This is a genomic window from Phycisphaeraceae bacterium (assembly GCA_040222855.1).
GTDB lineage: Bacteria > Planctomycetota > Phycisphaerae > Phycisphaerales > Phycisphaeraceae > Mucisphaera.
Genome location: JAVKCD010000019.1, coordinates 1,065,260 through 1,077,954, shown reverse-complemented (window position 1 = coordinate 1,077,954; position 12,695 = coordinate 1,065,260). Strand labels below are relative to the sequence as shown.

Here is a 12,695-nt window from a genome sequence, read left to right as displayed (position 1 = left end):
GGGGGCGGGGCCCCGCGGCCCCCCCCCCCCCCCCCCCCCGCCTGGGGGGGGGGGGTTTGGGGGGGGGGGGCTTTCGGGAAACCTAGGGGTTTGGGTGGTATAGAGAGCCAACTAGGTTGAGGGGTTGTTGCGCTAGGGGCTTCCCTAAGGGCAGATTTAGCTGTTCGTCAGGCTAGAGAGGGGGTGCCGCCAGGCGTATCCGTAAGTTGCTTTTCAATATGAACTTGCGTTGAAGATAATCTGAGGGCGTGCTGGGGTGAGGTTCATGGCGCGTTAGGGTTGGGGAAAAATCGAGCAGATGAGGTAGCCTCATGTTGACACGGTCCTGTGGTGAGGTATGTTTAGGTATGTCACTAAGGGCTTCCTGGCCCAGGCCATTATACGTGGATGGTGACGTGGAGAGGGATGTCAATGTGACAGCCCTGAGAGGAACCTGAGAAGGAAGTTAGCCTGCGGGAAAGTCGATATGTGTTGCGGGTGGGTCCGCACGACTTTCCAGCGAAACAGACGAACACCACGTTCGAGGAGAGGTATCACCATGAAGACTTCGAAGCTTTTGTTTGCATCGGCTGCGGCCGGTATTGCGTTGACGGGATCGGCTCAGGCCGGCAATGTCAAGGACGTTCTATTCAACCTGGCCTCGACAAATGGCTTTGCTGGCGTGCCGGCTGCCTACGACTTCAACGACATCAGCCTGTCGACGAACCTGAGCGGTACGACTCCTGCTGCTCCCGGTGACGTTATTGAGGGCATCTTCACGATCGATTCGATCTCGCTGACAACTCTGGGCGGCACGCTGATTGACACGGTCGATCTGTCGTCCACTGACGTCGAGGTTTTTGGTCGTTTTACGCTGACCATCGGTGCGGGTGCGGCCGTAAGCGTTGCTGATTTTCAGATTTTTGAAGATGACCGTGTTGACGGTGTCCGCTCGGTGACGGTTCCCAGTGGTTTGACCGGAACAACTGGCTACAACAGCGCCAGCTGGGGCGGTGGAGTGGGCGTTGACGCCCAAGGCAAGAGCCTCTTTGCTGGTCTCGATATTCTGTCTGGTGGCTCTTACAGCCTCATCCCGATCGGTACTGATCTCGCGATCATTCCTGATCTGGATATCGCCGGTGGCACGATCCTTGATCCCAGCTTGGGTGTGACTGGTCGGGTTGGCGGCACGGGCACCATCTCGCCAACGTCGACTGCTGGTGAGTTCACCGACCGTGCGAGCTTTAAGTTCAACGCTACGGTCCTGCCCACCCCGACCGCTGCTATGGGTGGTCTGGTCCTCGCGGGCCTGGCTGCTGCCCGGCGTCGTCGGATCGGCTAATCACTAGCCTGCTGAAATAGTAATAAGCAAGGGACTCGGGTTCGCCCGGGTCCCTTGTTTTTTGGTGCGCGGCGGGTGGTGGTTACATCGCGGAGACGAGGTCGTGTTTGACTTGGAGGTAGTCGTGGATGGGGGAGTTGGCGATGGTTTCGGGGGTGATGCGGACGCGGTTGGCGTAGAACTCGGGGCCGATGGGTGGGTTGGCGAGGTGGGCGAGGCCGCGGGGGAGGCGTTTGGCGGCGGTTTTTAGGTTCCAGTCGAGGTGCAGGAGGACGACGGGGAAGTCGTTGACGGTGGCGTAAGATTTGGTTTCGCCGATGACCTCGAAGCCGAGGAGTCGGGTGTAGAAGGGGACGTGTCGGGGGTTGACGCCTACGACGGCATCGACGGCACCTTCATTGACGGCGTAGTGGGTACAGAAGCGCATGAGTTCGAGGATGGCGTCGATGGAGCGGAAGAGGTGTTCACGGCGGTCGGCGAAGAGGCCGAGCTCGACGAGGGTTCGGCCCTCATCGCGGAGTCGATTGAGTTCATCGGCGTAGACAGATTCGACGGGGAGGCCTTCGGGGCCGTCGATGTAGACGCTCATGGTGCTGACGGTGACGTTGTGGATGCGGCCGAGGGTCACGAGCGTTCGTTCGTTGATGGCCTGTGGGACGAGGTGGAGTTCCTGGGGGTTCTCTGGGATGAGTCCAGCGCGGCGGTAGGCGTTGTAGACGAGTTTCCACGCTTCGGCTGCCTGATCAACCGACCTGGCGACGTCGAAGGTGAGGCCAGAAACGGAGATGGAGGATTCGAGGTCGGTGGTGTTTTCTGTTGGGTTGTTGGGCGCGTTGTCGGCCATGGGGCGCTCCGTTGATTGGTGCGGTTGCTCCGGAGGGGTCATCGGTCTGATGTGGGGGGTGCTGAAGGGGACAGACTGCCTATCTTGCCAGAGAATGTTTTTGTGGCTGGTATTGGGTGGTGATTAGGGGGTGGTGGGGTGTCGATAGGTGGGTTGGGCGACGGTTGCCCTTTAGGGGATTTGTGTGATGAGCGGTGAAACGGCTGATGTGCGGGCTTTTCTCGGACGGTTGTCGGGCGTGATTGGTGGGGATCGGGTGGTGACGGAGGACGGGGTTCGGGGTCGTTATGGGCGGTCGACGATGGGGGCGGATCGGACGCCTGGGGCGGTGCTGTATCCGGTGACGGCGGAGGAGGTGTCGGCGATCGCGGCGGCGGCGGATGCGACGGGGGTGAAGCTGCACACGATCTCGCGGGGTCGGAACTGGGGTTATGGGGATGCGGGTCCGGTGGCGGCGGGTCAGGTGCTGCTGGACCTGTCGCGGATGAACCGGGTGGTGGAGGTGAATCGTGAGCTGGCTTATGCGGTGATCGAGCCGGGGGTGTCGCAGGGCGAGTTGAGTGCTTATCTGGAGGAGCACGCGCCGGAGTTGTGGGTGGATGCGACGGGTGCTGGGGTGGGATCGAGTCTGGTGGGGAATACGCTGGACCGGGGGTTCGGGCATACGCGGTATGGGGATCATTTCCTAACGTGCTGCGGGATGGAGGTGGTGCTGGCGGATGGTCGGGTGGTGCACACCGGGTACGGGCATTATCCGGGTGCGCGGGCGGCGCATGTGTATCCGTATGGGCTGGGGCCGATGCTGGATGGTTTGTTTGTTCAGTCGAACCTGGGGATTGTGACGCGGATCACGATCTGGCTGATGCCGAAGCCAGAGGATTTCTGTGCGTACTTCTTCTCGGGAGATCGTGAGGAGGACCTGGTGGATATTGTGGATCGGCTGGCGCCGCTGCGGATGCAGGGGTTGTTGCAGAGCACGATTCATATTGCGAATGACTTGCGGGTGTTGTCGGCGCGGACGCGGTATCCGTTTGATCAGACGGGTGGGGTGACCCCCCTGCCGGAGGATGTGCGGGCTCGGTTGAAACGAGCGGGGATGATCGGGGCTTGGAACGGGTGCGGGGCGATCTATGGGTCGAAGGGGACGGTGGCTGCGGTGAAGAAGCAGTTGGGGCGTGTGCTGCGGCCATACAAGGTGAAGTTCATCAACGACCGGCGGCTGGTGTTGGCGGAGACGGTGCAGAAGGGGCTAACGTGTGTTGGCGCTGGCAAGTGGCTGGGCGAGATGCTGGCGATTCTCAAGCCGGTGTATGGTTTGCTCAAGGGTGTGCCGTCGGATGAGCCGCTTCGAGGGGCGGCATGGCGGGTGCGTGATCCTGAGCCGGAGAAGGCGATGGACCCGTTGGATGTTCATGCGGGATTGGCATGGGTGTCGCCTGTGGTGCCGAATCGCGGGTCGGATGCGAAGGAGCTGATGGAGTTGCTCGAGCCGATCTATGCGGAGTATGGATTCGATACGCTGGTGACGTTCACGATGATCACTGAGCGTGCGATGGTTTGTGTAAGCAACATCTCGTATGACAAGCGGATCGCTGAGGAAGCGGAGCGGGCGCAGGCGTGTTATGAGGCGCTAATGGCTGCGTTGATGGGTGCGGGTTTTTATCCATACCGGACGGGGCCGGGTGGGTACGCGAAGATTCGTCGAGAGGGTGATCCGTACTGGGACCTGGTGTCGTCGATCAAGCAGACGATGGACCCGAACGACACGATCAGTCCTGGGCGGTATATCGCGCCGTTGGAGGGTGCGGGGAAGAAGGGGCTGCGGAAGGCGGGATAGGTTGGCGTCACGAGGTTGTGGCGTGATGGCTCTGCCAGATGTGGAGCGCGGCCTGATGGAGCAGGCTGTGGCGTTCGGCGAGTTTGTGGTGGTCGTGGTCATAGCCGCCGCCGATGACAGCGGCGATGGGGATATCGAGATTCAGACATGAGTTGAGGACGAACTTATCGCGCGTGAGGATTCCGTGGTCGGTGAGGTTGAGGCGTCCCAGGCGGTCATCGGCGTGGACATCGACGCCCGCGTCGTAGAGCACGAGATCGGGCTGCGTGCGTTCCAGGAGGTCGGGGAGGGTTTGTTCGAGTAGGTCGAGATAGGCAGCGTCGTCGAGGTGATCGTCTAGGGGGAGATCAAGGTCTGAGGCTTGCTTACGGAGGGGGAAGTTCGAACGGCAGTGCATCGAGAAGGTGACGGCGTGGGGCTCGTCTGCGAGGGCGAAGGCGGTGCCGTCGCCTTGGTGGACATCGAGATCGATGATGAGGACACGGGCAGCCCAGCCTTCGGTGAGGGCGGTGCGAGCTGCGACGGCGAGGTCATTGAGGATGCAGAAACCGGAGCCGTGATCGGGGAAAGCGTGGTGAGTCCCGCCAGCGGTGTTGCAAGCCAGTCCGTGGGTTAGTGCCTGCTGGACGGTGAGGATAGTCCCGCCTACGGCGGTGATCGTGCGTCGGACCAGATGAGGCGACCAGGGGAGACCGATGCGGCGGAGGTGGTCATCCGTGAGTGTGCCGTTGATGAAGGCGTCGAGGTAGTCGGGGGTGTGCACCAGCAAGAGGTGTTTGAGGGAGGCGGCTTCGGGTCGGTGATATTGCGCGTGTTGAGAGATGCCGAGGCTATCGAGTGTCTCACGGAGAATGAGGAACTTGGGCATGGGGAAGCGGTGCCCGGACGGCACGGGGGCGTCGTAGTGCTCGGAGTGGATCAGGGGGAGCCGTGGTATCACGGTGAGATGTTAGGACCCGATCTTGTCCTGCTGCATGTGTGAGACGGGGCTTATTGCTTGTAGTGGGAGACCCAGCTGAACTCGCCGGGGTCGAAGGATTGGGTGACCTGGCGGGCTTCGTCGAAGAGGGCTTTGGTTTCCTCGGGGGGCAGGGGTACGGGTTTTGATTTGATGATGCGGATGGTTTGTTCGAGTTGCTGGATGGAGTCGGCGCCGATGACGGCGGTGTCGACGTCCTGGTTGATGGCGAAGCGGATGTAGGGGGTGATGTCGGCGACGTGTTTGGCTCGGCCGGCGGCGAGGACTTTCATGCCGAGGACGGCGAGGTCTTTGTTGCGGGCGACGGGGATGACTTCGGCGGGGAAGCTGTAGTTGTAGGCTTCGTTGAAGAGGCCGATGGGCAGGAGGACGGCCTGGAAGGGGTAGTCGTTGATGGCGTGGATCATGTTGTGTTTGAACCAGTGGCCTGAGACGCCGACGTTTCGGATGTGGCCGGCGGCTTTGAACTCGTCGATGGCTTTGAGGACGCCTTGGGGGTCGAGTGCTTTCTTCAGGTCGTTATCGTCTTCGAGGGAGTGGATGAAGAAGAGGTCGATGGTGTCGGTCTGGAGAGAATTGAGGGATTGTTCGATGTCACGGCGGGCGCCGTCGTAATCGCGTTTGGATGATTTGGTGGCGATGAAGACGTTGTCGCGGTGCCCGAGGAGGGCTTTGCCGAGGCGTCGTTCGGATTCGCCTTTGGCGTAGTTTGAGGCGGTGTCGAAGGTGTTGACACCTAGCTCGATAGCGCGGTGGATGAGCTCGATGGCCTGAGTCTCGGTGATAACGGAGTCCCATTTGACCCCGCCTAGGGTGAGGAGGGAGGCTTGCCAGTCGAGCCCGCGGAGTTGGCGGGTGGGCATGGGGGCGGTGAGGGTGTCGTGAGTGGTGGGTGTGGTGGTCATGTGATCATCATAGGGTTTGGGCACCTTGGATTGGTTGGGAGCGAGGGGTGGTCTGTCGCGGATTAAGGGGCGTTCTCCATTTTCACTGAGTGTGCGAGAGTGACTCTACTCGGCTGTTGTGGCGTTTAAAGTTCGCGGATGAGTCGCCAGATGGCCTTCTGAAACACATCCTTTTGAAACGAAGGAAGTAGGCCTGTTACTGGAGAGGGTGCGATGATGAAACTCATGGGTGCTATCGCTCTGACCGGCGTGGTCGGTCTGGCGGCGGTGTCGGCTCAGGCTGGCTCGGTGGTCAGCCTTCCGCTGACTGGGCTGGCGGATCTGACGGACAACAATGACGGGACGGGGACGACGACGGGTGATGGTGATCTGCTGGTGTTCGAGGAATATTCGAACCTGACACTCGGCGACGTGCTGAGCTTTGTTGGCGGGTCATCGGGGTATGAGGAGGTTGTGCCGGGTGTATCGAATGACACGGGCGTGTCGATCTTCTATCTGCATTACGATCCGGATCATAAGACCGGCGGGAATCTGAATCTGACGTTTGATCTGGGTGCGGAAGTCCTTGGGTTTATCGGGGTGGACGGTCTGATGAACAGCTTTGACGGTTTTATGTCGTCGATGCCTACGGGCGCGGTGCATCTGCCGGGCGCGACGGCGACTTCGGTTCTGTATCCGACGGGTCGATCGGCTCGCGGGGCGGGTCCGGGCGGCGGTGGTGGCAGGGACCTGACGACGATTTTTGGTTCAGAGGTGACGGCTTCGTGGCATGTTCCGAAGAAGGCCGTGATGGATACGGCGCGTCTTGTAGTTCGGAATGAGGTGGCCCCCCCGCCTACGGTGATTCCTTCTCCTGCGGCGGCGGGTGCGGGCTGTGTGCTGCTGGGGTTGCTGGCGGCCAGGCGTTCGCGGCTTTGACGTGATTGATGAGGAGTTTTGAGCGCCGTGTCCCTGTGGGGCGCGGCGTTTTTTATGGCTGGGTTGTGTTGATTCGGAGGTCGTTGATTTCGATTTCGATGCGGGTGACGCCTTGCCATTCGGAGCGTTTGGGGACGCCGGCGAGGTCGATGCGGACGCCTGGGGCGAGTTGGTCGGCGAGGTCGCCCATGCTCCAGCCGACGGCGCGGATGCGTTGTCGGGAGTTGGGGTCGGCGAGGCGGAGGGCGAGGTGGTTGCCGGTTTTGCCCATCTGGCGGGGGTGGTCGTCGATGACGAGGTTGTCAAAGGACCAGCGTGGTGCGGGGTTGGAGCGGCCGAAGGGGCCTAGGCGGTCGAGCTGGTCGCAGAGTTGGTTGTTGCAGTCGGCGAGGGGGAGGGGTGCTTCGAGGTCGAGGGTGGGTCGGAGTTGTTCGGGGGTGAGTTGGGTATTGACCCAGGCGACGAGTCGGTTGCGGAGGTCGTTGACGTTGGCGGCGGGTAGGGTCATGCCGGCGGCCATGTCGTGTCCGCCAAAGCGTGTGAAGCAGTCGCTGCAGGTTTGAAGACCGTCGAGGATGGAGACACCATCGACGGAGCGAGCGGAGCCGGTGGCTGTACCGTCGGCGTCCTGGGTGAGGACGATGGCGGGTCGGCCGAAGGCTTCGACGAGTCTTGAGGCGACGATGCCGAGGACGCCTGGGTGCCAGTCGTCGCCGAGGAGGACGAGGGCGCGGTGGTCGGGGGAATCCCAGCCGGCGTCGGTGACTTGTTGTTTGGCCTGATCGACGATGGTGCGTTCGGTGGTGCGTCGTTGGTTGTTGACTTCGGTGAGTTCCAGGGCGATGTCTTCGGCTTGTTCTGGAGTGGGGTCGGTAAGGAGCTTGAGGGCTTCGCCGGCGTGGCCCATGCGCCCGCAGGCGTTGAGTCGTGGTCCCAAGACGAAGCCGACGTGGTGGGCGGAGACTTTTTCGGATTCGAGTTTGGCGGCGCGGATCATGGCGGTGAGGCCGATGAAGCGGGTGCGCTTGATCTGGTTGAGGCCGATGGAGGCGATGACGCGGTTTTCGTCGAGGAGAGGGACGACATCGGCGACGGTGCCGAGCGCTGCGAGGGAGACGAGGTCGAGCATGAGGGCTCGGAGGTCAGGTGAGAGTTTGTCGGAGCCGGTGTGTTGTCGGGCGGTGGCCCAGGCGAGTTTGAGGGCGACGCCTGCGCCGCAGAGTTCGGGCCATGGGTAGGGGGTGTCGGATGGGAGTCCGGGGTGGACGAGTTCGTGGGCGGGCGGGAGATTCTTGGGGTCGAAGCCGTGGTGATCGGTGATGATGAGTTCGGCGCCGGCTTCGATGGCGGCGCTGGCGGGTTCGACGGCGGTGATGCCGCAGTCGACCGAGATGATGAGAGGCTTGCCACCCGCCCCGCTTTTCGCGTGATTCTTCTGGGCGGTTTTGGTGAGGTGGAGCAGGGCATCGGCGTTGAGGCCGTAGCCTTCTTCGAGTCGGTGCGGGATGTAGGTGGAGACGTTCGCGCCCAGCGTGGTGAGCATGTGCCAGAGGATGGCGGAGGCGGTGACGCCATCGACGTCGTAGTCGCCGTAGATGATGATGGGGCGTTTATCGCGGATGGCTGCGGTGAGGCGTTGGGAGGCGGGGGTGACGCCTGGGAGGAGGTCGGGGTCGTGGAGGTGGGTGAGTCGAGGATTGAGGAAGCGGTCGGCGTCTTCGGGGGTGCGGATGCCACGGGCGGGGAGGAGGGCCGCGACGAGGGGATGGAGTCGAGTTTCGCGGGTGAGGAGGTCGAGTTGAGGGTCGGATGGGGTTTGGGGCTGGCGGATACGCCAGCGTTTGCGTGCTTCGAGGGTGGCGAGGGTCATGCCGGAGTCTACTCGATGAATGTGAGCGGTCGTTGGCGTCGTTGGCGTGCGTGGCCGATAATATAGGGAGATAGGCTCGGAGAGCCTTGTTGTCTCATGGATGAGAGGTTTGGGCATGCATTGGATGGACTGGCAGCGTTATCCGGCGGCGGCGTTGGGTTTGTTGAGTGTGCTGGCGATGTTGCTGGTGCTGGCGGTGGGTGGATGTGAGCGTCGAGACCTAGATGGGTGGGGTTGGGAGCCGTTGTCGCGGACCGACCTGCGGCCCTTGTCGAAACCTGAGGCCCAGCGCGTGCCGGCGAATCGGGCGTTGGCGGTGCCGAATCTGCGGCGGGGGCCTGCGGTGGCGGGTGTGACCGGTGAGCCGGTGCTTCGTGTTCGTATTCAGCGGGGTGAACGAGGGGTGCGGATCGAGGATGCGGGGCCTTATGAGGTTGGGGTCGTGACGGGTCCGGGGTCGCTTCGTGAAGGTCGAGTGATGCGGGGCCCGCTGGGGTTTGCACGGGCGGCGGATCGGGTGCTGGTGACGGATGGGTCTGGAGCGACGGCTGGGTTTGAGGTGTCTTCGGTGGGTGTGCGACGCGCGGATGGTGGTGCGATTCGGCTGGGGACGCGAAGCTATCCGGGTCTGCTGGCGGTGACGCCTGCGTGGCGATCGGAGGCGGGGAGCGATCGACTGGACGTGATGAATCATGTGCCGATGGAGACGTACCTACCGGGGGTGCTGGTGGGTGAGTTGTATGGGAGTTGGGAACCGGCGACGTTCCGGGCGCAGGCGGTGGCGGCGCGGAGTTACGCGGTGTTCTCGGCGTCGATGACGGCGAGTCGGACCTATGACCTCGAGTCGACGACGGCGAGCCAGGTTTATACCGGCGGTACGGAGGCGGCGAAGCCGCTGGCGGCGGCGGAGGCGACGCGTGGGGTGCTGCTGGTGTATCAGGGTGCGGTGGTGCCGGCGTTCTACTCGGCGGATTCGGGTGGGATCGCGCAGAGTGCGTGGGATGCGTTTGGTGATGTGGTGCAGATGGCCCCACTGCGGGCGCGGATGCACTACGACGTGGGTGCGGACTCTCCGCATGCGCGGTGGGGTCCGATTGATCGGAGTCTGGCAACGCTCAGCGATCGGATTGTGGCGTGGGGTGTGGCGAACAACCACGCTGTGGGGCGTAAGCGCGGGCTGGTGAATCTTGAGGTTACGGAGCGGACAGTTGGGGGTCGGCCAGTGCAGTTTGCGGTGGTGGACCTGGATGGCGCGGTGTATACGCTACGGGCGGAGCAGTTTCGCAATGCGTGTAACTTCGCGCGTTCGCCGCTGCCGGCGTTGGATCGGAGTCAGGTGCTCAAGAGCAGCTTTGTGGAGGTGGCGGTGCAGGGGTCGAGAGTGGTATTCTCGAACGGGCGTGGGTTTGGCCACGGCGTGGGCTTGTCGCAGTGGGGAGCGCAGGACATGGCGGAGCGCGGGTATGACCACGATGAGATTCTGGGGTTTTATTATCCGGGGGCTGAGTTGCGTAAGGTGTATTAGCTCTGTGGGCACGCCTGCAGCGTGTCACAGGCACCCGAATTAGCATTCCAGAATATGCATCACGGCTTTAGTGTGCAATATGATCGAGGATCTCGATTGTGCCCGCGATGACCTGGCTGGGGGCGGTGAAGTCGGCGTGTTCTTTGAGTTTGGGGTCGGCGTTGGCGGGGCAGGCGAACCATGCGACGGCCTGGCGGATGGCGAGGTCACCGAGGGTGTCGCCTATACCGGCGGCGCGGTCGTGGGTGAGGCTGGTGGCGTCGAAGAAGCGTTGGATGCCGGTGGTTTTGGAGATATGCAGGAGGTCACAGTTGATGTAGTTCCACGAGCGTGAGATGCGGAGGGGCCAGTTGCGTTTTTCGGCTTCTTCGCGGATGCGGGGCATGATGGGGTCGAGTGCGTGGGGGTCAGCGTGGTAGGGGGAGATGGAGGCTTCTTTGCCGGGCTGGATGACGATGCCGGCGTCTTTGAAGGTGGCGATGATCCAGTGTTGGGCTTCGGCGATGGCGTCGAGGTGGGTGGAGGTGATGGCGGGGTCCATGACGTAGACGTGGTCGCGGGGGTAGAAGAGGTAGACGCCGTTCTCGCAGATGATGGGGAGGTCGAGGTTGTCGATGAGTCGGGTCATGCACTCGGCGAAGGGCTGGGGGCGGCCGGTGCAGAGGGTGATGTGGGGCCGGTCGGCGTGCTTACGGGCGAGGCGGTTGTGGTCGGCGAGTTTGGCGAGGCGCGGGAGGTCGAGGGCGTCGGTGTGTTCGGAGACGAGGCAGCCGTCGACGTCGGAGAGGATGACGTCGAAGCGTGGGTGGGAGGTGGTGAACGCGTCGGTCACGGCGGGGTCCGATCGGGTGAGGTGAAGCGATGTGCAGGGAGTATGAGGGTAGCGGACGCGCGCGTCATGTGACGTGGCGTCTGGTCGCGGGTGTGTGGGGTTGATGAGTTCTCAGCGGACGAGTCGGTCGGCGGAGAGGTCGGAGGGCAGTTTGGACTGATTACGGGCGAGCCAGTCTTCGCGATTGTAGTGTTCGGTGATGAAGCGGACGGCTTCGTCGGCATCATCGGTGAGATGGATGAGGTCGAGGTCTTCGGGGCTGATGGTGGCGTACTTGTCGAGCATGGTGGACTTCATCCAGTCGATGAGGCCGGTCCAGAAGTCGACGCCTACGCAGACGATGGGGAACTTCTCTATTTTCTCGGTCTGGATGAGGGTGAGGGCTTCGAAGAACTCGTCCATGGTGCCGAAGCCGCCTGGGAAGAGGATGAAGCCGCAGGCGTACTTGACGAACATGACCTTGCGGACGAAGAAGTAGCGGAAGTTGAGTTTGTGGGTCTGGTAGGGGTTGGGGTCCTGTTCGTGGGGGAGGGCGATGTTGAGGCCGACGGAGATCCCGCCACAGGCCTTGGCACCGCGGTTGGCGGCTTCCATAATGCCGGGACCGCCGCCGGTGATGACGGCGAGCTTCTGCTCGCAGACTTTCTGTCCGCAGGCGACCGCTTTGACGTACATCGGGTCGGTTTCCGGGGTTCGTGCTGAGCCGAAGATGGTGACGGCGGGACCGACCTCGGACATGACTTCGAAGCCATCGACGAACTCGGAGATGATGCGGAACATGCGCCAGGTGTCGGCGTGGAATCCGCGTTCGAGAGCTTGAGTGTCATTCATGGTTGGTATTCTCCGTTCGCGCGAGGACGCTTGGGGCTTGTTGGCCCTGTCGGCAGAGGTCCCCGGCGTGGTCATGTTCGTGCGAGCGAACGAGGGTGAGCCGAATCAGGCGGCCTGCTTGGCCTGGGCCTCAAGGGCGGATTTAGCCTGTTCGGCGATGAGGTCGAAGGCCTGTGGGTCGGCGATGGCGATCTCGCTGAGCATCTTGCGGTTGAGCGTGATGTTGGCGAGCTTGAGGCCGTTGATGAAGCGGGAGTAGGACATCCCACGCATCTTGCAGGCGGCGGAGATGCGGAGGATCCAGAGCTGGCGGTAGTCGCGCTTGACCTGGCGGCGGTGCTCGTAGGCGTAGGCCCCAGCGCGATAGACGGTTTCCTTGATTCTGCCCCAGTGGTTACGACGTGCTCCGCGGTTGCCCTTGGTTTTCTTGAACCAACGGACCTTGGACTGTCGGCGGGCAGCACCCTTGGATGCACGTGGCATGGCGAATCTCCGTCAGGACACGCAAGTGCGTGTCAGTTAAGGCTTTACTTGGAATCTCCGCTGGCTTTGGCCTTTTCACGGACCCTGTCGGCATCAGCCTGCTCGATGTACTCGATGGAGCGGACCGGCTGGTGGAGCATCTTGGAGAGGCGTTTAATGTCGCCTTTTTTGGCAAAGTTCTGCTGACGGCGCTTTCGCATCTGCTCGCCGGTGAGGCCGGAGTTGAGATGCGAGGTGCCGACGGGTCGGAACTTCACGCGTCCTTTGGCGGTGATTTTCACACGCTTGAGGAGGCCTTTATGTGTCTTCATTTTGGGCATAGGACGCCTCTGGCTTGGGGTAGCGAGCCG

Annotated in this window: 12 protein-coding genes; 4 read left to right on the top strand and 8 right to left on the bottom strand. The window is 62.3% G+C overall.

What is annotated here, in order from left to right; all coding sequences use genetic code 11:
• Positions 1-538 precede the first annotated feature (538 nt).
• Positions 539-1,321 carry a hypothetical protein gene (locus RIG82_09715; protein MEQ9461215.1) on the top strand — a complete coding sequence of 261 codons (783 nt, stop codon included), beginning with the start codon at positions 539-541 and terminating at the stop codon, positions 1,319-1,321.
• 82 nt (positions 1,322-1,403) lie between these two features.
• Here the strand turns inward: RIG82_09715 and RIG82_09710 are convergent, their stop codons facing one another.
• A complete protein-coding gene (locus tag RIG82_09710; protein MEQ9461214.1) occupies positions 1,404-2,165 on the bottom strand; it encodes a hypothetical protein in 762 nt (253 codons plus the stop codon).
• A gap of 187 nt (positions 2,166-2,352) precedes the next feature.
• Between RIG82_09710 and RIG82_09705 the strand changes: the two genes are divergently transcribed.
• Entirely contained in the window at positions 2,353-4,002 is a 1,650-nt protein-coding gene (locus tag RIG82_09705) for an FAD-binding oxidoreductase (GenBank protein MEQ9461213.1), read from the top strand.
• A gap of 7 nt (positions 4,003-4,009) precedes the next feature.
• Here RIG82_09705 and RIG82_09700 read toward each other — a convergent pair whose 3' ends face one another.
• Together RIG82_09700 and RIG82_09695 are read right to left on the bottom strand one after the other, a co-directional pair.
• A complete protein-coding gene (locus RIG82_09700; GenBank protein MEQ9461212.1) occupies positions 4,010-4,942 on the bottom strand; it encodes a histone deacetylase in 933 nt (310 codons plus the stop codon).
• Between the two features lie 50 nt (positions 4,943-4,992).
• Positions 4,993-5,886 carry an aldo/keto reductase gene (locus tag RIG82_09695; protein ID MEQ9461211.1) on the bottom strand — a complete coding sequence of 298 codons (894 nt, stop codon included), beginning with the start codon at positions 5,884-5,886 and terminating at the stop codon, positions 4,993-4,995.
• A gap of 213 nt (positions 5,887-6,099) precedes the next feature.
• Here RIG82_09695 and RIG82_09690 point away from each other — a divergent pair, with 213 nt between their 5' ends.
• Positions 6,100-6,804 carry a hypothetical protein gene (locus RIG82_09690; protein ID MEQ9461210.1) on the top strand — a complete coding sequence of 235 codons (705 nt, stop codon included), beginning with the start codon at positions 6,100-6,102 and terminating at the stop codon, positions 6,802-6,804.
• Between the two features lie 52 nt (positions 6,805-6,856).
• On the opposite strand, the gene recJ is transcribed toward RIG82_09690, so the two are convergent.
• The gene (recJ, locus tag RIG82_09685) at positions 6,857-8,674 is read right to left on the bottom strand and encodes a single-stranded-DNA-specific exonuclease RecJ (GenBank protein MEQ9461209.1); all 1,818 of its coding nucleotides are present in this window, start codon (positions 8,672-8,674) and stop codon (positions 6,857-6,859) included.
• A 115-nt stretch (positions 8,675-8,789) separates the two neighbouring features.
• On the opposite strand from recJ, the gene RIG82_09680 reads away from it, so the two are divergent.
• Positions 8,790-10,199: a SpoIID/LytB domain-containing protein gene (locus RIG82_09680; GenBank protein MEQ9461208.1), complete on the top strand. Its 1,410-nt coding sequence runs from the start codon at positions 8,790-8,792 to the stop codon at positions 10,197-10,199.
• Between the two features lie 67 nt (positions 10,200-10,266).
• Here the strand turns inward: RIG82_09680 and RIG82_09675 are convergent, their stop codons facing one another.
• From RIG82_09675 to RIG82_09660, 4 genes are all read right to left on the bottom strand, one after another.
• Positions 10,267-11,031 carry an HAD hydrolase family protein gene (locus RIG82_09675; GenBank protein MEQ9461207.1) on the bottom strand — a complete coding sequence of 255 codons (765 nt, stop codon included), beginning with the start codon at positions 11,029-11,031 and terminating at the stop codon, positions 10,267-10,269.
• A 111-nt stretch (positions 11,032-11,142) separates the two neighbouring features.
• Entirely contained in the window at positions 11,143-11,862 is a 720-nt protein-coding gene (locus RIG82_09670; GenBank protein ID MEQ9461206.1) for a TIGR00730 family Rossman fold protein, read from the bottom strand.
• A 105-nt stretch (positions 11,863-11,967) separates the two neighbouring features.
• Positions 11,968-12,345 carry a 50S ribosomal protein L20 gene (rplT, locus tag RIG82_09665; protein ID MEQ9461205.1) on the bottom strand — a complete coding sequence of 126 codons (378 nt, stop codon included), beginning with the start codon at positions 12,343-12,345 and terminating at the stop codon, positions 11,968-11,970.
• A 44-nt stretch (positions 12,346-12,389) separates the two neighbouring features.
• Positions 12,390-12,656, bottom strand: a complete 267-nt coding sequence (locus RIG82_09660; GenBank protein MEQ9461204.1) for a bL35 family ribosomal protein — start codon at positions 12,654-12,656, stop codon at positions 12,390-12,392.
• Positions 12,657-12,695: the final 39 nt, after the last annotated feature.